The 20078-nt window shown below is 49.2% G+C and carries 16 protein-coding genes; 5 read left to right on the top strand and 11 right to left on the bottom strand.

Annotation, left to right across the window (positions count from 1 at the left end; genetic code table 11):
* Positions 1-72 precede the first annotated feature (72 nt).
* The 10 genes from H8S75_RS03290 to coaBC all read right to left on the bottom strand — a co-directional run bounded on the left by H8S75_RS03290 (position 73) and on the right by coaBC (position 12450).
* Positions 73-1569, bottom strand: coding sequence for a response regulator transcription factor (locus H8S75_RS03290; protein ID WP_187019285.1), 1497 nt, complete (start codon positions 1567-1569; stop codon positions 73-75).
* A complete protein-coding gene (locus H8S75_RS03285) occupies positions 1544-3433 on the bottom strand; it encodes a sensor histidine kinase (RefSeq protein ID WP_110325271.1) in 1890 nt (629 codons plus the stop codon). Before H8S75_RS03285 ends, H8S75_RS03290 begins: the two co-directional genes overlap by 26 nt.
* A 191-nt stretch (positions 3434-3624) precedes the next feature.
* Positions 3625-4527 (bottom strand): MetQ/NlpA family ABC transporter substrate-binding protein, encoded by a 903-nt coding sequence (locus H8S75_RS03280; RefSeq protein WP_002603581.1) that lies wholly within the window; start codon positions 4525-4527, stop codon positions 3625-3627.
* 130 nt (positions 4528-4657) lie between these two features.
* Positions 4658-5323: a methionine ABC transporter permease gene (locus H8S75_RS03275; RefSeq protein ID WP_002603580.1), complete on the bottom strand. Its 666-nt coding sequence runs from the start codon at positions 5321-5323 to the stop codon at positions 4658-4660.
* Positions 5313-6335, bottom strand: coding sequence for a methionine ABC transporter ATP-binding protein (locus tag H8S75_RS03270; RefSeq protein ID WP_002603579.1), 1023 nt, complete (start codon positions 6333-6335; stop codon positions 5313-5315). Before H8S75_RS03270 ends, H8S75_RS03275 begins: the two co-directional genes overlap by 11 nt.
* Before the next feature lie 458 nt (positions 6336-6793).
* On the bottom strand, positions 6794-8197 hold the full coding sequence (locus H8S75_RS03265) for a Sapep family Mn(2+)-dependent dipeptidase (protein ID WP_187019283.1): 1404 nt from the start codon (positions 8195-8197) through the stop codon (positions 6794-6796).
* Between the two features lie 34 nt (positions 8198-8231).
* Positions 8232-8684, bottom strand: coding sequence for a GatB/YqeY domain-containing protein (locus H8S75_RS03260; RefSeq protein WP_187019280.1), 453 nt, complete (start codon positions 8682-8684; stop codon positions 8232-8234).
* Positions 8685-8711: 27 nt separating this feature from the next.
* Entirely contained in the window at positions 8712-10304 is a 1593-nt protein-coding gene (locus H8S75_RS03255; protein ID WP_117630829.1) for a peptide chain release factor 3, read from the bottom strand.
* A 93-nt stretch (positions 10305-10397) separates the two neighbouring features.
* Entirely contained in the window at positions 10398-11222 is an 825-nt protein-coding gene (locus tag H8S75_RS03250) for an alpha/beta hydrolase (RefSeq protein ID WP_187019278.1), read from the bottom strand.
* Between the two features lie 28 nt (positions 11223-11250).
* Complete coding sequence (gene coaBC / locus H8S75_RS03245; RefSeq protein ID WP_187019275.1) at positions 11251-12450, bottom strand: bifunctional phosphopantothenoylcysteine decarboxylase/phosphopantothenate--cysteine ligase CoaBC; 1200 nt, start codon at positions 12448-12450, stop codon at positions 11251-11253.
* A 249-nt stretch (positions 12451-12699) separates the two neighbouring features.
* Between coaBC and H8S75_RS03240 the strand changes: the two genes are divergently transcribed.
* From H8S75_RS03240 to H8S75_RS03225, 4 genes are all read left to right on the top strand, one after another.
* Positions 12700-13464 carry a type III pantothenate kinase gene (locus H8S75_RS03240; RefSeq protein WP_002603572.1) on the top strand — a complete coding sequence of 255 codons (765 nt, stop codon included), beginning with the start codon at positions 12700-12702 and terminating at the stop codon, positions 13462-13464.
* A 199-nt stretch (positions 13465-13663) separates the two neighbouring features.
* Complete coding sequence (sigG, locus tag H8S75_RS03235; protein ID WP_002603571.1) at positions 13664-14440, top strand: RNA polymerase sporulation sigma factor SigG; 777 nt, start codon at positions 13664-13666, stop codon at positions 14438-14440.
* A gap of 357 nt (positions 14441-14797) precedes the next feature.
* A complete protein-coding gene (locus tag H8S75_RS03230) occupies positions 14798-15154 on the top strand; it encodes a BlaI/MecI/CopY family transcriptional regulator (RefSeq protein WP_002603570.1) in 357 nt (118 codons plus the stop codon).
* A gap of 23 nt (positions 15155-15177) precedes the next feature.
* Entirely contained in the window at positions 15178-16482 is a 1305-nt protein-coding gene (locus tag H8S75_RS03225; protein ID WP_187019273.1) for a M56 family metallopeptidase, read from the top strand.
* Between the two features lie 18 nt (positions 16483-16500).
* On the opposite strand, the gene H8S75_RS03220 is transcribed toward H8S75_RS03225, so the two are convergent.
* Positions 16501-16728 carry a hypothetical protein gene (locus tag H8S75_RS03220; RefSeq protein ID WP_187019271.1) on the bottom strand — a complete coding sequence of 76 codons (228 nt, stop codon included), beginning with the start codon at positions 16726-16728 and terminating at the stop codon, positions 16501-16503.
* Between the two features lie 1244 nt (positions 16729-17972).
* Here H8S75_RS03220 and H8S75_RS03215 point away from each other — a divergent pair.
* Positions 17973-19979: an MATE family efflux transporter gene (locus H8S75_RS03215; RefSeq protein ID WP_187019270.1), complete on the top strand. Its 2007-nt coding sequence runs from the start codon at positions 17973-17975 to the stop codon at positions 19977-19979.
* Positions 19980-20078: the final 99 nt, after the last annotated feature.

Here is a 20078-nt window from a genome sequence, read left to right as displayed (position 1 = left end):
ATAAATAAAAGCTGTGTACTTTGTCATGAAGTATTTTAACTTCTTTTCAGTCCACAGCTTTTTTATCTATCACTATTCTGACTTTCTGTCACTTTGTTGACATCTCGTCATTTCCGGCGTCACTCCCATATAGTCGTGATACACCTTTGAAAAATAGCTCGGCGCGGCATATCCCACCGCGTACGCAACCTCATAAATCCGCATATCCGTGCAGAGCAGCAGCTCCTTCGCCTGATTCAGCCGGTAAAGCATCAGATAAACGGAGAAATTCTTTCCCGTCTCCGATTTAAACCGGCGGCTTAAATATTCCGGCGACCGGTAGACCGCCTGGGCCACCTCCTTTAAGGAGAGATCCTGGTTCCCGTAGTTGTCGTGGATGTACTGTATCGCCTCCCTGACACTCTGGGAATAGTTCAAATAGTTATCAGAGTAAAGCTCCTCTATGATATAAGTGCAGAATTCCCGGCATTTATCGAGGGTCCATCCTCTGTCGATCTCCGGCTCCTCCTGGCTGTTTTTACAGTATTCCAGGAAAATCTCCTCCAGCCCCATAACGAAGCTCATACAGGCCTCCTTGGCCCAGCCCACGTCCTGGCACGGAACATGAACAAAAAAGGAAAACCACTGGTCAATATCTTGATTCAGCGTATCCCTGTCCTCGTGCATGACGCGGTTTAAGAGCTTCCGGCATTCCTTTTTAATTGTATTCCGTTCCAGCCGCTCGCCGTTTTCCGCTATTTTCGCCGGAAAGAATCCCTTTTTATAGAAGAAATCGTACTGCAGCATCCGCTCCGCCTCTTCGATTCCTTCCATCACCCGGTCGATTCCGTGCAGGCTCCGGCTGGAGACAATGATCCCAGGCTCCCGTTCATTCCAGTAGCTCACAAAGGCCTGAACGGCTTCCTTCAGCAGTTCCCCGCTTTCCGCCTGCAGGATCAGGTAAATACTCTCATTTCTCAGCACCGGCCGCAGAATATGAAGCTTCTGATCCCTGATAAACCCGTCCAGCTTCTCCTTCTGTCCTTCACTGCTCCGGCTTCTCAACGCCACGACGACGAAGTCCAGTTCCTCCATAAAATGGTGTTTCTGCCAGAACAACCGGATAAAGGCATCGTCGTCCAGGCGGTGGCAGCAGGTGAAGATATCGAGATAGCCGTTTGAGTAGCAGTCCTCCTCCTTCGCTTCCAGAAGGGCCGCCCGCTCGCTCTCGATCTCTAAGAGCGCTTCCAGAATGTCCTGTCCGCGAAGCTCTGACTTTAAAAAATACTTCTTGGCTCCATAGGTAATGGCCTCCCGGGCATAAGAAAATTCCGCATAGTTTGTCAGGATGATAAACGAGACGTACGGCATCTTTTCCAGAAGCTTCTTCATCAGCATCAGGCCATCCATCCCCGGCATTTTGATATCGGTGATCACTGTATCCACATGGTGTTCCAGCGCCAGTTCCAGGGCATCGTTTCCGTTTTCCGCCACTCCCACTATCTCAAAATCCGGATGATTACCGCGTTCAATGCTGAATTGTATCCATTCTCTGATGGGTGTTTCATCGTCCGCTATCAGTATTTTCATCTAAATTCTTTCCTCTCATATTTACCGGCATACTTAAGATCACCTCGGTTCCCACACCTTCCTCGCTTAAGATCCGGATCCCGTATTCTTCGCCGAAATTCAGCTTTAATCTCTCGTTCACATTGCGCAGGCCAACCTTGTTCATATTCATGCCCTTATCCAGGACAGTGCTTAATTTATCCTCATCCATGCCGATTCCGTCGTCCTTTACACTGATACAGAGCGTCCTGGGGCGTGTTTGAAAATTGCTTTCTGTCAGATGTACGTCAGCATCGAGATAGCTCCTGATTACGATATGGCAGACCTGCTTCTTCTGAAGACTGTAAAAGATTGCATTTTCCACAATGGGCTGCAGTATAAAATCCGGGACAATACAGGAAAGCGTATTTTCCGGCATGTCGAACTCCACCTCGAAACGGTCCCGGTATCTTGCCTTCTGGAGGTCAATATAATAGAGGAGAGTCTCCCGCTCCTCTCTCAGGCTAATCATTTTCTCGGAACTGGAGAGCGTCTTTCTCAGTATTTTGGAAAAATCAATCAGCATCTTCTCGGCGGCCTCATTTTTTCCCATCTCCACATAAAACCGAATAGAGCTGAGCGTATTGTAGATAAAATGCGGGTTGATCTGCGTCTGTAAAAAGTCCAGCTGCAGCAGATGTTTTTTCCGCTCCATCACGCCGATCTCATCGACCTGGCTCTCCAGCTTCCCGACCATGTAATTGAAGGAATCAGCGATCTCGGAAAGCTCTCCTTTTCCCTTTTCCGCCTCCTCGATCCTGGCCTGAAGTTCTCCGCGGGCCACCATGTCCATCTTATTCTTTATGGCGTCGATCGGCTTTAATATCACCCGGAGGGAGACGGCTGTCACCGGCAGAAAACAGACGGCGAACACTGCCAGCAGCAGAAAGGAGAAGAACGTCATCCTGTCGATCGGCGCAAAGAGATGGTGGATATCCGCATTCTCCAGCAGGAACCACTCCGTTCCTGAGATATTCTCATAGAAATAGACATTATCCGGAAATGCCTTCGATATCCCATAACCGGAGCCAAGGGCCTCCCGGTTCTGGATGACGATATCATTTTTCTGGTAGGGCAGCCCGATATGGTTCTTATTCTTGCCGGACAGCACGATGCCTTCCGCGTCCACTATGCAGTAATCCCTGTCTTTTTCAATCATGTCCGAATAGGAATCGTACAGAACCACCTCGCTGAACTGCATCAGGGCATAACCGCAAACACTGCCGCTTAACAGGTCCTTAATTGGCTGGGTCAGGTAAAAGCTGTGGCGGTAAAGCCCCTGCTCCTGCCCACTCTGCAGCGGCCCGCCCAGATATCGATTGTCCTTCGGATTTTTCTGCTCCAGAAGCGCCGCCTGCTTAAGCGCCTCCCTGGCCTCCTCCTCCGGCAGCTCCGGAGAGTCACTGGCATAACGCAGCTCATCCAGATCGTAAATATAGATCCGGAACTTATTGCCTTTCTTATAATTCCCGTAAATCTCATCGCGGATATACGCGTCGATCTCTTCCGTGTCCCCCTCACCGCCTACGATCCAGTCGATCACGCGGGTGTTTTCCGTAATCTTTTCCAGACTTTCCTTAAGACTCCGGATGGTCTCGGCCGGCTGCCGGATCGTCTGGTTTAAGATCGAACGGTGCAGACTGATGATCTCATCCCCCACCACGCTCTTGGAAAACCTGGTCATCATAAACACCAGAACGCCCACCAGTATGATGATCAGCAGAAGCATCTTCAGGAAATAACGCTTCATATAGCTGAGTCTTCTTCCGGAACCTTTCGGCGCCGCATGCTTCATCTCCCGGATGCTGTCACTGATCCGGCTTCGTATCTCGTTCCATCCCCTCATATGGTTCTCCGGCAGCCGTGCAGGGCTGCATACTCTTCTATTTTAATATGGTTATACTTTACCACAGAGAATATGGATTTTCAATGACGTCTGAGCAAAGATTGCCGCCCGCCAGACCCCTGCTCCGCCGCATTTTGCAAAAAAAGAACAGCCCGCCAATAATCCGGCGGTACTGTTCCCATTTACATATCTTAGAATAACGGAACTACTGCACCCTGATACGTGTCTTCAATATACTTCTTTACGGTATCGCTTGTCAGCGCATCAATCAAAGCCAGAGTCGCGTCGGATTTCTCCTCGCCTGCGCGAACCGCTACGACGTTGCCGTATGTGGTGGCTGCGATCGACTGGGAATCCTCGGTAACCAGAGCATCCGTCACCTTTAAGCCTGCCTCGATGGCGTAGTTGCCGTTGATAACGGCGATGTCCACATCACCCAGGGAGCGCGGAAGCTGTGCGGCCTCGATTTCCATGATCTTTAAGTTCTTGTCATTCTTTACAATGTCATTCTTTGTTGCTTCCAGACCAACGCCTTCCTTTAACTCGATCAGGCCGTTGTCAGACAGGAGGAGAAGCGCTCTCGCTTCGTTGGATACGTCGTTCGGTACCGCTACCTGCGCTCCGTCCGCTAAATCTGCCAGGGAAGCGGTCTTTCCTGCATAGATTCCGAACGGTTCGTAGTGGATTGCACCTGCGGATACGAGATCCGTGCCGTTTTCCTGATTGAACTGCTCTAAGTATGGGAAGTGCTGGAAGTAGTTGGCATCCAGATCACCGGATTCCAGCGCCAGATTCGGCTGTACGTAATCGGTGTACTCCTTGATTACCAGATCGTAACCCTTTTCCTTTAAAATGTCCTTGGCTGCCTTTAATATCTCTGCGTGAGGTGCCGGGGAAGCTCCCACCACCAGCTTCTTTAATTCTCCGGCTGCTGCCGTTGTCTCATCGGCCGGTGCAGCGCTTTCGGTCTCCTTGGACTCTGTAACAGCCGCTGTTGTCGTCTCGGCATTCGTCTCCTTGCTGTTTCCGCCGCAGGCGGTCAGTGCTCCCGCTGCAAGCAGCGCGGCAGCCAGTACGTAAAGTGATTTTTTCATAATTGTTTCCTCCTTTTTGTTGTGCAGTTTCCTGCGCCTCTTGATTGCTACGGTGACTCGTGCGCAAAGCGTGCGAGTGACCGTTTTTATGGTAACGCCTTACGGCCATTACTTCTTTATGATCTATGATCTAGCGGATTCGCTTATCGCTGACGCGGGACAGCTTCATGCCCGCCTCCTGTATGATCTGGACGATGATAACAAGAATCGCCACGGTTACGAACATCATCTCTGTCTGATAGCGGTAATAGCCGTATTTGATGGCAATATCGCCCAGACCGCCGCCGCCGACAAAGCCGGACATGGCCGAATAGGACAGGATGGTGGTCACCGACAGCGCGGCTCCCACAAGCAGGGAAGGCTTCGCTTCCGGAAGGAGCACCTTCCATACAATCTGCATGGTGGAAGCCCCCATGGACTTGGCTGCCTCGATAACTCCCGCATCCACTTCCTTGAAGGACGACTCCACGACTCTCGCCACATAGGGCGCGGCCGCGATTACCAGCGGCGGGATCACCGCCTTGGCGCCCAGCGTCGTTCCGACGATCTTTTTCGTAAGCGGAATCACCATGATCAGAAGGATGATAAACGGCACCGAACGAAGCAGGTTGATGGCCAGGCCGAGAATCTTCTGAAGCCATGGAACCGGCCGGATTCCGTCCTTATCCGTCACAATCAGGATAATTCCCAGCGGAATCCCGATTAAATAGGCAAAGAAGGAAGATGTGAATGTCATGAACAGTGTCTCCCATATTCCTGTTTTTAACATATCGAATGTAGCAGCATCAAATGTCATAATCCGTCACCTCCTCAAATGGTACTTTGGCTGTTTTTAAGTAATTGGCCACCCGGTTAGCATCGACCTCATCCTCGGGAAGCTGGATCACCATCTGTCCCATGGCCGTTCCGTTTATGTCGCGCGTCTCCGCGTGGATAATATTCACCGGCACCTTGCAGGCCAGGATCATATTGGATAACACCGGTTCGAAGGAGGAACGTCCGTCGAAGGAGATTCTCACCCGTCTGGACTTTCCAAATCTCGCCGCCTGCTCGGCCGCGTCTCCTAAGATCAGCTGCCGCCCGATCTTCGACTTCGGCTCGGAGAATATCTCCGATACGCTTCCCACTTCTGCGATGTGGCTCTGGTCAATGATGGCCACGCGGTCGCAGATCGCTTCGATGACGGTCATCTCATGGGTGATCACGACTACCGTAACGCCCATGGTTTTGTTGATCTCTTTTAACAGAGCCAGGATCGACTTCGTGGTGTTGGGGTCCAGCGCGCTGGTGGCCTCATCACATAAGAGGATCTTCGGATTGGTGGCCAGTGCCCTGGCGATCGCCACCCTCTGCTTCTGTCCCCCCGAAAGCTGAGACGGATACGCGTCCTTGCGGTCCGCAAGCCCTACAAGCCCTAACAGCTCCATGGCCCGCTCTCTCGCTTCTTTCTTCGGTGCGCCTGCGATCTCCAGCGGGAAGCAGACATTCTGAATGACATTTCTCTGTGCCAGCAGGTTAAACTGCTGGAAGATCATGCCCATGGACTGTCTCGCCTTTCTCTGATCCCGTCTGGACATGGACGCCAGGCTCCTGTTCTCAAACAGGACCTCTCCGGAAGTCGGTACCTCCAGATAATTGATGCATCGTACCAGCGTACTCTTTCCCGCACCGGAAAGACCGATAATTCCAAAAACTTCTCCCTGGCAGATCGTCAGGTTGATGTCGTCCAGCGCCTTGATCGGGCCGCCCGACGTCCTAAACTCCTTGCCCAGCCCCACCAGCTGAATAATTGGTTCTGATGACTGCATGTCTTTCGTTTCCTTTCTTTTCCATACTGTTTAACGGGTATGCCCGAATCCGGCAGGCCGGCCCGCACGCCGAAGCACGGTCGCTTCAGCGGCCAGGCTTCCTCAGCGCGGAGTGCGCATACCCGATAAAGGAGCAACTTCCCTATTACACAAAAAGGCCGCAAGCCCTGCACAGACTTGCGACCACAGCGATTCAAGATTCAATCTCCCTGTTTGCCATAAACTTCAATCACAATCCATACAAATGAATATCATTTTCGATTTTTTACGCACATTGACATACGGCACATCATCATGCCGTTCATCATGTACATATTCATCTGCATGGCTTTAAACTGGTTCATAGCGGTTTCTCCCTTCGCCTATTCCTATAGTTCGACTAGGATTTTAACTTATGAGGCGTATTTTACGCTACATCATACCATTTGTCAAGTGTTAATTCGTCTGACAGACGGATTTTAGGAACAGAGATCGATAATTACCTGTGCAAACATCTTTGCGCTGACGATCAGTTCCTCGATGACTGCGAACTCATCGGCTCCGTGCATGCGGTTATCCGTCTCCGGCATGGCGGCGCCAAAAGCGACTCCGTTCTTCAGCTCGTGAACGTAGGTACCGCCTCCGATGGCGATACACTCTCCCTTACGGCCTGTGTACTCCTCGTAGGTGCGAAGAAGCGTGCTGATAAATTCGGAATCTCCATCCACGTGATGAGGCGGCCTCATGGAGTCATTCAGAAGGGTAAATCCTTTTTCCGCCATCTTTGCCTTTGCTACATCCAGTACATTCTCTTTTGTGGCGCAGATCGGGCATCGGCTGTCGAAGGTACCATCCAGCTCGCTGTCAGAGATGGTAAGCAGGCTGAATGCCAGCGTTAAATCTCCTGAGATATCATCGCTCATGGCGATTCCCAGAGCCTTACCGGAGGTGTCGCCGTGAGGAATCAGTTCCAGAAGGCGTCCGATGGTACTGATCTGCTCGCAGGCCGCAAACGGCAGTCTCTGAATCAGGACAAGAAGACCTGTCAGCGCGTTGTTGCCCTCTTCCGGTTTGGACGCATGAGCGCCTTCACCGATGGCTGTGATCGTCGCAAAATCTTCCTCCACTTCGAATTCAAAACGGATACCGGTTTCTCCGGTCACTGCCTCAGCGGCCTTCTCCATTACCTCCACATCGATTCCCTGAACCACAGCGCGGGCTTTTCCCGGCACTACATTGACCTTTAAGCCGGCTTCCACGGAAACCAGCTTCGGCAGTGCCTCAGACGGAGCGAAGGAAGCGGTGAAGTGACCGTTTAATGAGCCTTTTTCCGTGTTGACCACCGGGTAGGAGCCGTCCGGTGAAAATGTCATCGGAGCCTCTTTTTCAATCGCATAGTAATGCGCAATGTCAGAGCTTCCGCACTCCTCGTCGGTTCCCAGAATCAGGCGTGCATTCTTCTTAAGAGGAACTCCCAGCTCTTTCACGGCTCTCATGGCGTAGAGCGCTGCGACTGCCGGTCCCTTGTCATCTGCGGTACCGCGTCCAAAGAGCTTATCGCCCTTAACCACCGGCTCAAATGGTTCTGTTTCCTTCCAGCCTTCTCCTGCCGGAACGACATCAAGATGGGCCAGAATATCCAGCTGGCGTTCTTTATCATTCAGGTCTGCGGTTCCCACGTAATTATCGTAATTGGTGATGGAGAAACCATAGGCCTCAGCCATGGAAAGTGCCTCAGCCAGTGCGGTAAATGCACCCTGACCGTATGGCATGCCTTCTTTATACGGCATTTTCTCACTGTTAATGCGGCACAGAGTACAGATGTCATCAAGCATCTCCTGTCTGTGTGCCTCGATAAACTCTTCAATCTCTTTTCTGTACATGTCTTATCCTTTCCTGCGGCGGTAAAGCCGCGTGTTATTTCATCATGGAAGCCAGAATCTCATTAACAGCCTTGCCGTCCGCCTTGCCTTTTACCTTCGGCATCAGGACTTTCATAATCTTTCCCTTGTCTGACGGCGCCGGCTTTTCGATCCCCAGCTCAGCCAATACGGCTGTCACTACCTCACGGATCTGCTCCTCGCTCATATCCTCGGGCGCAAATTCCTTATAAACTGACAGGCGGTAAGCCGCCTCCTCGCGGATATCATCCCGGTCCGCAGGCGCTGTATCAAAGGTCTCCTGGGACTGCTTGATCTCTTTCTTCACAACCGTATTCGCCTCGTCCTCGGTAATCGGCTCGTGATCCTTTTTATCGATTTCGAAATTCTTCAGTGCAGAAAGAAGCATGGATAATGCATCTTTCCTCTGCTTGTCTTTCGCCTTCATGGCTTCTACCATCGCTGCCCTGACTACATCAATCTTACTCATATCTGCTGCCTCCTTATTGATTTACCTTTAATTTTTACCGAACTCACTAAGCTTCAGGCCCGGATTGCGGTCCAGAACCATGCCCACGCTCCAGCTGTTGACAAACAGCAGAAGCGGATTATCCTTCAAATCCTTGATGCGCTTCATGTCGGAGGTTCCCTGAATCTTCGCCACATCAATCTCATCCTTATTCTCTACCCAGCGGATGTATTCATACGGGAGCTTCTCCAGCTTGACTTCCACGTTGTACTCATTTTCCAGGCGGTAGGTGAGAACCTCGAACTGCAGTTCGCCGACTACTCCGACGATGATCTCCTCCATGCCCGTATTGAACTCCTGGAAAATCTGGATGGCGCCTTCCTGGGCGATCTGGTTCACGCCCTTTATAAACTGCTTCCGCTTCATGGTGTCCATCTGGCGCACTCTGGCAAAATGCTCCGGCGCAAACGTGGGGATTCCCTCGTATTCAAACTTCTCATTGGACAGGCACAGCGTGTCTCCGATGGAGAAAATCCCCGGATCAAAAACGCCGATAATATCGCCCGCGTACGCTTCCTCCACGATTTTTCTGTCCTGAGCCATCATCTGCTGCGGTTGGGACAGCCGGAGTTTCCTGCCGCCCTGCACGTGGTTTACCTCCATGCCGGCCTCAAACTTTCCGGATACAATTCGCATAAATGCGATTCTGTCGCGGTGGGCCTTATTCATATTCGCCTGAATCTTAAACACAAAGGCCGAAAATTTCTCTTCAAACGGATCGATCACACCCTTATCCGCCAGTCTCGGCAGCGGCGTTGTCGTCATCTGAAGGAAATGCTGTAAAAATGTCTCCACGCCGAAATTCGTCAGCGCCGATCCGAAAAATACCGGTGACAAGTTCCCTTTCCCGACACGATCCATATCCAGTTCGTCGCTGGCTCCATCCAGCAGTTCGATGTCCTCCATCAGCTGGTGGTGGTAATCCTCGCCGATCAGCCAGTCCACCTGGGGATCGCCTAAAAGTACCTCGGTGGCATCAACCGTCTTCTGTCCGCCCATAGCGGCCTGGAAGGTGGTGATCGTCTTCTTGTTTCTGTCGTAGACACCCTTAAACTCATGGCCGCAGCCGATCGGCCAGTTGACCGGACAGGTACGGATTCCAAGCACCGTCTCGATCTCGTCCATCAGTTCAAACGGATCCCTGGCTTCCCGGTCCATCTTGTTGATAAAGGTAAATATGGGGATGTGTCGCATGACACAGACCTTGAACAGCTTGATCGTCTGCGCCTCAACACCCTTGGAACCGTCTATGACCATGACCGCGGAATCCGCCGCCATAAGGGTCCGGTATGTGTCCTCCGAGAAATCCTGATGCCCCGGGGTATCCAGGATATTAATGCAGTATCCGTCGTAATTGAACTGCATTACCGAGGAGGTAACGGAAATACCCCTCTCCTTCTCGATCTCCATCCAGTCTGAGACCGCATGCTTTGCCGCCTTTCTTCCCTTAACAGAGCCAGCCAGATTAATGGCGCCTCCGTAAAGCAGAAACTTTTCCGTCAATGTCGTCTTACCGGCATCGGGGTGGGAAATGATGGCAAAGGTTCTTCTCTTCTTTATTTCTTCAGTTATATTCGACAAAATGTTTCCTCCAATTTTACGTGTCAATCTTTTTTATTGTATTATTATTCCATTACAAAGTCAAGATTCATGTGGTGAAGCGGACATTCCTCTTTAACAGGACGCTTCGAAATGCTTCAGCCACATTTTCACGAGAGGAATCCAGCTCTGGCACTGTTCCACCACCTGGAAGCCGTTCCCGGCTGTCTCCTCGTCGGCCAGAGAAAGTCCGTGGCCGCCGGTGGGATAGATATGAAGTTCAAAGTTGACATTCTTCCGTTTCATGGCGGCTGCCAGAAGCAGGCTGTTTTCCACAGGAACGTTTTCGTCCGTATACGTGTGCCAGATAAATGCCCTCGGCGTCTGTTCCGTCACAAAATTCTCCAGGGAAACCGCGTCTCTCTGTTCCTGGGTCACATCGTCCCCAAGCAGACGCTTAAAGGAATTCACGTGCGCGTACTCGCCGCCTGTAATGACCGGATAACACAGGATCAGACCATCCGGACGAATCTGTGCGGGTGTTCTGCCGATCGCATCATATACCAGCTCATTGTCCCAGAATACGCCGAGACTGCAGGCCAGATGGCCCGCAGCGGAAGAACCGCACACGATGATCTTTGCCGGATCGACCTTCCACTCTGCCGCGTGTTCCCTGATATAGGCGACCGCTTCCCCAAGCTCTCTCACAGAGGCTGGGAAATGGTTCGGGGCAACGCTGTAGTCGAGAATAAAGGCATGGCATCCCATGGCCATAAACTGAAGCGCCAGGGGCTCACTCTCCCGATCCGATCTCTGCCAGTATCCGCCTCCGGCACAGACGATCACAGCCGGCCGCTTTCTCTCCGGCGCCACACTCACTTCTTTTATCAGATATCCGGTGAGCAGCGCCGGTCCTGTCAGCTGCCCCGGAACTATAATTTCTTTTTTCTCTGTATTCATGATGATTTTTCCCCTTTATCATTCCATTTTATTTATCTGCTGATACGGCAAGTATCTCATCCAGCAGCCGGTCGGCGACCTCTTCCTTCGTCATCTTTTCCAGCTCCAAGTTCCGCTCTCTCGTGATGATGGTCACGACGTTCGTATCGGTGCCGAAGCCGGCGCCTTCCACCTTCAGATTATTTGCCACAATCATGTCAATATTCTTTTTATCCAGCTTCACCCTGGAATTCTCCAGCATGTTCTGGGTTTCCATGGAAAATCCGCAGAGAAACTGGCCTTCCCTCCGGTGCGCGCCCAGCCATTTTAAAATGTCATCGGTCCGCTCCAGCTCGATCGCCATATCTCCGTCCGTCTTCTTCGTCTTTTCCGTGCCCACTGATTTAGGCCGGTAATCCGCCACGGCCGCCGCCTTAATGATAATATCCTGTTCCGCCGCCGCTGCCGTCACCGCCTCGAACATGTCTGCGGCACTTTGGATCTCGATCAGCTTTACGAAACGCGGTTTGGGCGTGCCTGTCTTTCCGGTCACCAGCGTCACATCAGCCCCTCGCAGAGCCGCGGCCTTAGCGACGGCATAGCCCATCTTGCCGGTAGAATGGTTGGTGATATAACGGACCGGATCTATCGCCTCTCTCGTAGGACCCGCTGTGACGAGAATCTTCTTTCCCTTCAAATCCTTCTGCGCCCCGATCTCCTGTTCAATGTAGTCGAACAGCTCGGCCGGCTCCGGCATCTTTCCCGCTCCCGTATCACCGCAGGCCAAGTAGCCCACCGACGGTTTTATGACTTCCATCCCATACTTTTCACAAATCTTTATATTATCCTGAACAATCGGGTTTTCATACATATTCGTGTTCATGGCCGGTGCAATGATCTTCTTGCAGCGGCAGGCCAGCACGGTCGTCGTCAGCATATCATCGGCCAGCCCGTGAGCCAGCTTTGCGACCACGTTGGCGGAAGCCGGGGCAATCATCACCACGTCCGCCTGCTTGGCGAGCGCCACATGCTCCACGCTGAATTCAAAATTCCGGTCAAAGGTATCTACAAGGCATTTATTTCCTGTCAGTGTCTCAAACGTGATCGGATTGATAAAATTAGTCGCATTCTCTGTCATCAGTACATGGACATGGCAGCCCTTTTTCACCAGCATGCTGGCCAGTCCGGCCGTCTTGTATGCCGCGATACTTCCCGTAATTCCCAGAACAACATGTTTTCCTTTCAGCATAAACGTCTCCTGCCTCGCTTCTTTTTATTTCTGCTTACATTGTTATTTTGCCTAAAATGTGGTAAACTCGTGAAAAACCTAACTAAGTTCATGAAAAACCTCACTAAGTGCTCATAGTATACCATTCGTACTAAATTCGTGAAAGACCTCATTAAGTACTCAGGTATGACTCGCACTAAGTTCGTGAAAAACCTCACTAAGTGCTCATAGTATACCATAACCTCTAAATTTTGGAAAGGAGTTCCCTTTATGATTTTAGCAATTGACATGGGAAACAGCAATATTGTAATCGGCGGTATTGATGACAGCCGCACCTGGTTTGTGGAGCGTGTCACCACGAACCTGGGGAAGACAGACCTGGAATACGCAGTTAATATCAAAGACATTATGGCAATCCATAACCTGCCGCTTTCCTCGATTGAAGGGGCCGTGGTCTCTTCCGTCGTTCCGCCGCTGACGGACGTGGTGCTCTCTGCAGTTAAGAAAATCACCGGAAAGACGCCCATGCTGGTTGGCTCCGGCATGAAAACGGGACTTAATATCATCATGGATAATCCGAAGACCGTGGGGAGTGACTTAATTGTTGATGCCGTGGCCGCGCTTAAGGATTACCCGTCTCCCATTATTATCATCGACATGGGAACCGCCACCACCATGTCCGTCATTGACAGGGCGGGCAACTATACAGGCGGCATCATTTTCCCGGGGCTCCGGGTTTCTCTGGATTCTTTGAGCAGCCGCGCGGCCCAGCTTCCCTACATCGGTTTAAACAGACCGACCCGGGTCATCGGCAAGAACACCATCGACTGCATGAAAAACGGTATTCTCTATGGCAATGCCGCCATGATTGACGGCATCATCGACCGCATGGAAGAAGAGCTGGGACAGGCCGCAAGCCTCGTAGCCACGGGCGGTCTTGCCCCTTCCGTCCTCCCTCTCTGCCGTCATAAAATCAATTACGATGAGGCGCTTTTATTAAAAGGTCTCCTCATTCTTTACGAAAAAAACAAATAAAATCCGCAGCTCACGCGGCGGACTGCAAACATTCACTGGCTCATCTGCGCACCTGATGTATGAGCCAATGCGATAAACAGGCACTTTGCGGACCGCCGCCAGAAAATGGAAATAAAATTTAAATCTGGCATCGTATAAAAGCCTCCGAATAAGTACATCATTCCTTTATGACTAAAAAGAATGATGCGGAGGGAAAGACATGCCTGTATACAAAGTAGAGATCTGCGGCGTTAACACTTCAAAGCTGCCCCTTTTAAACAACGAAGAAAAAGAAGCCTTATTTAAGAGGATCCTGGATGGCGATATGGAAGCCAGAGAGGAATATATTAAGGGTAACTTAAGACTGGTTCTCAGCGTCATACAGCGTTTTTCAGGCAGTAACGAAAATGTGGACGACTTGTTCCAGATTGGCTGCATCGGCCTGATCAAAGCCATTGACAATTTTGACATTACACAGAACGTACGCTTTTCAACGTATGCCGTTCCCATGATACTGGGCGAGGTACGCCGCTATCTTCGGGATAACAATTCGATCCGTGTCAGCCGTTCCTTACGCGACACCGCCTATAAAGCCATCTATGCAAAAGAAAATCTCATGAAGAAAAACTTAAAAGAGCCTACCATCATGGAAATCGCCAATGAAATCGGCGTCAGCAAGGAGGACATCACCTATGCTCTGGATGCCATTCAGAGCCCTGTCAGCCTGTACGAGCCTGTATATTCCGACGGCGGCGATCCACTCTTCGTCATGGACCAGATCAGTGACAAAAAGAATCTGGAGGAAAACTGGGTGGAGGACATCTCCTTAAATGAAGCCATGAAACGCCTTCCCGAACGGGAACGCCACATTATCGACATGCGCTTCTTCGAGGGAAAGACCCAGACTGAGGTAGCCGAGGAGATTCACATCAGCCAGGCCCAGGTCAGCCGTCTGGAAAAAAACGCACTCAAAAGCATGAAGGGATACCTTTCGTAAAAATAGAGAGAAATACGTAATCAGATAGAAGCATCGAACTGCATTTCCGTTATGAGCTTATAAATAGGAAGGAAATTCAATAATTATGAATTTCCTTCCTACTTTTATTTATTCTATAGAAATATTTTTTCTTCAAAGGTTGCCAGCCGTTAGCTTTTAAAACGCATTTTTAATTAGACTACTATGCGTAGTCATATCTAAGATGCTGATCATTTTTTCAAAATTGCCATCGGATGCTGTTATATTATAATTTTCAGCTCAATTCAGCTCTTTTATTGACAAAAACCTGTGTAAATGGTATGATATATACGACTAATAACATTAGTCGTATATATCATACCATTGGGAGTGAGTTGAATGAAGCAAGATATTACACCTGCTGAGCAGGCCATTATGAACGTCTTATGGGAAAGTAAACACTGGATAACTATCAATGAATTAATTGAATATTTTGAGCACTTAGGCAAAGAATGGAAACGTCAGACGGTGAATACTTATTTAACCCGGCTGATTGAAAAAGGTCTCGTAGTAAAAAACGGGCGAAAATATATTTATGCGTATACGAAAGAAGAATATGAAGCACAAAAGGCTTCTGAAGTTCTTAACGCTCTTTACGGTGGATCTTTAAAAAAATTTGTAGCGGCCTTATCCGATAGTCACTCTTTAAAATCCGAAGATATTAAAGAATTAAAGGAATATCTGGATCAATTATAATTTTTAAGGAGGGACACAATACATTGAATATTATTTTTACAATGTGCTTCACTGGAAGTATTTTATTTTTATTATACTTAATTGCTGTCAGAATTTTTAAAAATAGTTTGAGCAATCGCTGGAAATATATCATATTGAAGCTCGTGCTATTCTTTTTTCTGACTCCGTTAGGATTTCTAAAACTGATTCTGCACCAAGCACCAACTCAGACCGATTTTAAACTTGCCGGAAATATTCCAATTATGGTATCCACTCCTCACAGTACCTATACAAACTCTGCTTATCAGATAAATCTCACGATTGTGCTTGTTTGGATTGTCATGGCCATTGCCGCATTTGTCTGGCAACAGTTAAAATATTTTCGATTTAAAAAACTGATTCAGTTGTCTATGACGGAAATCACTGATCTAGATATTATAGATTATGTCGATCATTATCGTCAAACTGTGAGAATCAAAAGAAAAGTCCGCCTATATCAATCAAATTGTATAAGTCCATTTACAGCGGGGATACTTTCACCTCTTATCGTGTTGCCTGCTAACCTGTCATCTGAAAAACAAAGACTTATTTTAAAACACGAGCTGACTCACATCCGTCGTTGTGATACATTATTTTTATTTCTACGACATCTTGTCACTTGCATCTACTGGTTTAACCCGTTGGTCTATCTTCTTGAACTTCAATTAAATAAAACGGTGGAGGCCTCCTGTGATGAAATAATCACACTGGGAATGAATCAAAAGGATCGGAAAAATTATGCCTCGCTAATCATAGATATGGCAGCTAATGACGTGCAGTATCGAACCACCTATGCATCTTCATTCAGTAACTCGACCAATGGTCTCAAAGAAAGGATGGATTTAATTATGATTCCTGATAAACAAAAGAAACACGGAAAAAGATTATCTGTATTACTAGCTTCCTGTATGGTTTTGTGCAGCAGTTTTACTGCTTTTGCTTACCAATCCCCAACGGAACTGGATATGGTTTGCAATAGTTCGAATAATCCTCTATTAAACATTCGTTCCTCTGACACTATCGTTTTTCAAAGTGGAGATTTTAAGCTCACAAATAGTTCCAGTCCCATTTTTTATGATTACCAGTTCACCGATACTGACGGAAACATATATAAAATTGATACTTCCGACCGTTCCGAGTATGCTGCCTGCAATCATGATTATGTTGAAGGAACGATATCCAAACACTCAAAGAAAAGCAATGGCGGCTGTATCACCAAATATTATGACGCCCAGCGCTGTTCCAAGTGTGGCAAGATAATACTGGGATCATTAATTGATACCGAAACACATGAAGTTTGTCCACATTGATTACATCTAACTTTTGCTCTATATATAAAAACACAGGATCTTGCATTCCCCAACAAGATCCTGTGTTTTTATATATTTTAGGTTTCCCGTCTTTTTAGATGAAATATTTGTTGTTTTTCTCGGCGCAGCCGCATCAGGGTCTTCATACGGAGTGAAAGAACTTCCAATTCCCCAAGTTGTCTTTCCCCGTACCAGTTCTACATCAATTACGGAATTGCGTGCTTCTGAAAGAAAACTCTCTCTCATTTCGCCTTCTGTATTATAATACTGCAGTTCCAGTAAAGGTTCTTGACAAGGGCATAATAAAACAACTGAAAACACAGGGGCCAACCTACAATAAAATGCCGCCATTGGAGACAATGGACGGCGTTTTTTCGTGAGGCGAGACGCGGCCTATTGTTGACTAACCCCGCTTACTTCTGGACATTTTGTCCAGAGGTTGACGAGATACGTCAACATGGCTCCTGTGGGTATATATCCCCCGTCGCCGCATCACAAAAAGCATAGGCGGGGTCGTCTGTCAAGGGCGCGAAAGCGCCGCCGCTTGCGGCGGTTTACCCTTGACGGGCGGCCCTGGCTGTGCTATCCACCAGAGGCGCGGCGGGGGATATATCCTCCAGAGCCGCCCCCTTTTCCATGATTGGAAAAGGGCGGGGGGATAAGGTTGAACCCGCATATCAAAGGCGGAGTGTTGAAAACGGAAAATACACAAAACGCGAGGGCTGGTCTGTTAGCTTTTAGCCCTAAAAAAGCCGCTTGTATCAAGGCTTTGTGGGGCTCGGTTTGGAGGGGCTGGTATCTTTCTATGGACTGCCCCTGTTTTGGACTTTAAGGCGTAACATTTAGAGCCGGAGCGTGGACAATTAGGCTCCTGAAAACCTGCTTGTTTTAAGCCTTTTCGGGGCCTGTTTCGGGGAAAGCGGTATGTTTCTATGTCCCGCCCCAGTTTTGCCTTGATACTGTCCACACTTATGATTACTTGCGGCGGAGAAAAAGGCCCTCTATGCCGAGTACCACGCGGCCCAGCGTGATATGCGGGAGGCTCTGGCCGTCAGGACGAACATCAACCATCTGTTGGGAATCACGGCCCCCGGCAGGGATAAGGAGCAGGCGCGATAGCGCCGGGGACGCAGTCATCACTTCTGGACATTTTGTCCTGAAGTGGCGGGTTTGGGGAGCAACCCCAACAAGCATTTTTGCGGCCCCGGCGGGGCCGCAAAAATAGCAAGCGTATAACGCTTGCCCTGCTTGCCAATAGTGCGCTCACGGAAAACGGGTACTTTTCGCGGGCGTTTGTTTCCCCATAATGAAAAAATTAAAAAAGCTTTCTTGACTTTAATAAGAAAAATATGATATCCTAAACTAGTTGGACAGCTAAGTGCGTAGAATTCCGAACGGATTCTATGCACTATTTTTTTGTCCTCCGCAGTTTTTAGGTAGCTTTTCTCTGATAAAGACTCCAAAAGTATATCTGAATTAGGAGGAGAATCATGGAACAAACAAATCAAAACCGTATGCTGGGCGAGGAGAAGATTTCAAAACTGCTAATAAAATTCTCAATCCCCTGCATCCTCTCGCTGCTCATCAGTGCGCTTTATAACATTGTTGACCAAATTTTTGTCGGCAACAGCGCGTTAGGGTATCTCGGCAACGCCGCCACGGGGATTGTATTCCCCATCCTCATTATCGCACAGGCATTCGCATGGTGTATCGGAGATGGTTGCGCCGCCTATCTCAGCATTTGCCAAGGGAAAAAGGACACACAAAATGCACACCGCTGTATTGGCACAGGCATCACCATTACGCTGATCCTCAGTGTAATTATGCTGGCTCTGTGCGCGATATGGAAAGAGCCGTTGCTCCGTCTATTCGGCGCATCTGACCAGACGGTTGGTATGGCAATGGAATACTTCACCATCGTGCTTTGTTTCTTCCCGGCCTTTATGCTGATGAACATGATGAACGCCGTGATCCGCGCTGACGGAAGCCCGGCGGTTTCTATGGCGTCTATGTCGCTGGGAGCAATTTTGAATATCATTCTTGACCCAGTATTTATCTTTGGTCTGGACTGGGGGATCGCTGGCGCGGCATGGGCAACGGTGATCGGGCAGACCGTTTCCTTCCTCGTTAGCGTACTGTACTTTTTCAAAACAAAGAGCTTCCGGCTGGCGAAGGCGAGCTTTGTGCCGCAGTTTAGGATTTTCAGCAACGCTTTGAAATTAGGCGCATCGTCGTTCATCACGCAGATGTCCATTGTTGTCATTTCCCTGACTTGTAACATCATGCTCGCCAAATACGGCGCTTTGTCCGTCTACGGGCAGGATATTCCCATTTCGGTCATCAGCATTGAAACAAAGGTGTTTACCATTGTCATCAATATCGTCGTCGGTATTGTTCTGGGTGGACAGCCGATTTTAGGCTACAATTACGGCGCAAAAAAATATGGTCGCGTCAAAGAAACCTATCGCACCGTTCTGATTGCAACGATTGCGGTTGGCATTGTATCCACTTTGATTTTTGAGATTTGCCCGCAGGTTGTCATCAACATTTTTGGTTCTGGAAACGACGCGCTTTACCTGGAATATGCTATGCGCACATTCCGGATTTTCCTGTCGCTCGTGATCTTTACCTGTGTGATTAAAATGTCCTCTATTTTCTTTCAGGCTGTGGGCAAGCCCGTTATGGCGGTCATCGCGTCCCTGACCCGTGATATTGTCTGCTTTGTGCCGCTTGTAATTTTGATTCCCTCGATTTTTGAGGGGAACCAAGCGGGCAGCGGTATCAATGCGATTCTGTTTGCCGCGCCTGCCGCAGATATCATTGGTATGATTGTTGCCGTGTGTCTGACTGTGCACTATTTCAAAACCATGGAGTCCGGTGAAAGCCGCGAGTCTGTGCCAGTGGATGCGGTAATCCGTCCCTCTCAAAAAGGCGTTATCGTTACAATCGCCCGTGAACACGGCTCATGTGGGAAACGAATCGCCCAGCTTGTGGCAGAGCGTATGGGGGTTGCCTGCTATTATAAAGAGATGACCGCGCTGGCCGCGCAGGAGGCTGGTTTAGATCGGCAATTTGTATCGGACATCAACGAAAATGCGCCGGAATTGCTGCGCTCCCTGTATCTAAGTACAAATGTTGTCCAACAGGCAATCGTTGCACAGGAACAGATTATTCGCAAGATTGCCGATAGCGGCTCCTGCGTCATTGTAGGCCGCGCCGCTGATTACGTCTTGAGTGATTACCCCGATGTGGTTCGCATCTTCATCTATGCCCCCAAGGAATACCGCGTGAAAAAGGTAATGGAAATGTACGGTGACACGGAAGAAGCGGGACGGAAAAGCATCGCGCGCTCCGACGCGGCACGCGCTTCATACTATAACAGTATATCGGGTGGTGAATGGGGCGATCCCCACGGCTATCACCTCTGTGTTGACAGTTCGTGTGGTGTGGAAGCAGCAGCCAGTATAATTTGTGATTATATCAAATTGCAAAGCTGATTGTATAATCATGTTTGATAAGATATCTCAAAAATTAGTAGCGCTGTCACTTCTGGACATTTTGTCCAGAAGTGACAGGGGACAACAATCGGAAAGGAG

It is taken from the genome of Hungatella hominis (assembly GCF_014288005.1).
In the GTDB taxonomy this organism is placed as follows: domain Bacteria; phylum Bacillota; class Clostridia; order Lachnospirales; family Lachnospiraceae; genus Hungatella; species Hungatella effluvii.
Note: the sequence above shows the minus strand (reverse complement) of the source record. Positions and strands in the feature narration are given on the sequence as shown.

Coding starts and splice junctions, on each gene's coding strand:
- H8S75_RS03290 (WP_187019285.1), bottom strand. CDS start 1,569: ATGAAAATACTGATAGCGGACGATGAAACACCCATCAGAGAATGGATA.
- H8S75_RS03285 (WP_110325271.1), bottom strand. CDS start 3,433: ATGAGGGGATGGAACGAGATACGAAGCCGGATCAGTGACAGCATCCGG.
- H8S75_RS03280 (WP_002603581.1), bottom strand. CDS start 4,527: ATGAAAAAATCACTTTACGTACTGGCTGCCGCGCTGCTTGCAGCGGGA.
- H8S75_RS03275 (WP_002603580.1), bottom strand. CDS start 5,323: ATGACATTTGATGCTGCTACATTCGATATGTTAAAAACAGGAATATGG.
- H8S75_RS03270 (WP_002603579.1), bottom strand. CDS start 6,335: ATGCAGTCATCAGAACCAATTATTCAGCTGGTGGGGCTGGGCAAGGAG.
- H8S75_RS03265 (WP_187019283.1), bottom strand. CDS start 8,197: ATGTACAGAAAAGAGATTGAAGAGTTTATCGAGGCACACAGACAGGAG.
- H8S75_RS03260 (WP_187019280.1), bottom strand. CDS start 8,684: ATGAGTAAGATTGATGTAGTCAGGGCAGCGATGGTAGAAGCCATGAAG.
- H8S75_RS03250 (WP_187019278.1), bottom strand. CDS start 11,222: ATGAATACAGAGAAAAAAGAAATTATAGTTCCGGGGCAGCTGACAGGA.
- coaBC (WP_187019275.1), bottom strand. CDS start 12,450: ATGCTGAAAGGAAAACATGTTGTTCTGGGAATTACGGGAAGTATCGCG.
- H8S75_RS03240 (WP_002603572.1), top strand. CDS start 12,700: ATGATTTTAGCAATTGACATGGGAAACAGCAATATTGTAATCGGCGGT.
- sigG (WP_002603571.1), top strand. CDS start 13,664: ATGCCTGTATACAAAGTAGAGATCTGCGGCGTTAACACTTCAAAGCTG.
- H8S75_RS03230 (WP_002603570.1), top strand. CDS start 14,798: ATGAAGCAAGATATTACACCTGCTGAGCAGGCCATTATGAACGTCTTA.
- H8S75_RS03220 (WP_187019271.1), bottom strand. CDS start 16,728: ATGAGAGAGAGTTTTCTTTCAGAAGCACGCAATTCCGTAATTGATGTA.
- H8S75_RS03215 (WP_187019270.1), top strand. CDS start 17,973: ATGGAACAAACAAATCAAAACCGTATGCTGGGCGAGGAGAAGATTTCA.